Source organism: Facilibium subflavum (assembly GCF_003574485.1).
Taxonomy (GTDB): domain Bacteria; phylum Pseudomonadota; class Gammaproteobacteria; order Francisellales; family Francisellaceae; genus Facilibium; species Facilibium subflavum.
The window spans coordinates 1-572 of the sequence record NZ_QLIT01000314.1; the positions used below are offsets into that span (position 1 = coordinate 1).

1 protein-coding gene is annotated in these 572 nt (G+C 37.9%); it reads right to left on the reverse strand.

Translation table 11 applies throughout. The annotated features are described in order from the left end of the window. Positions 1 to 46: 46 nt before the first annotated feature. Positions 47 to 481: an HAD family hydrolase gene (locus DNK84_RS13655; protein WP_119345010.1), complete on the reverse strand. Its 435-nt coding sequence runs from the start codon at positions 479 to 481 to the stop codon at positions 47 to 49. Positions 482 to 572 lie beyond the last annotated feature (91 nt).

Below are 572 nucleotides of genomic sequence, written 5' to 3' on the forward strand. Positions count from 1 at the left end.
AAACATAAATTTGCCCTGGATCATACAGCTATAAAGAAAAATTTTCTTAAACATTATCCGGTTTATACAACAAATCGCCCGCACTTTGCTCCCAATACCAAACTGACCAGCAGTTTTTTGTTGCCAGCGCATTGAGTTTTGCATCAGGATTAACACACATGGCATAATCAACCTCAGTCACTAAAGCCTGATCATTAATTGAATCGGAATACCAGTAGCTTGTTTGATAGGCTTTCTCCTGCGCTGACAGCCACGCTTGATAATGTATGCATTTCCCTTTTGAGAAACTTAAAGGCTCAATCACTGCACCGGTATAGGTCGCTGGGGTTTTTTGTGTATTATCAGCGATAATATTATCTTTTGCAAACCCTAATAACTGTACAATAGAATTAACCAAGTCAACCATGCTTGCAAGAATTAACAAGATTTCATAACCATTATCCTTATGCATTTGGAATCTCTGTAATCCGTTTGTTGATATATATTGTTGGCTTGTATCTCGTACTCAGTGCTCAAATATGCACACCATCTCCGTCATTTCTTTTCCCTTTATTGGATTTAAGACAGAGTCC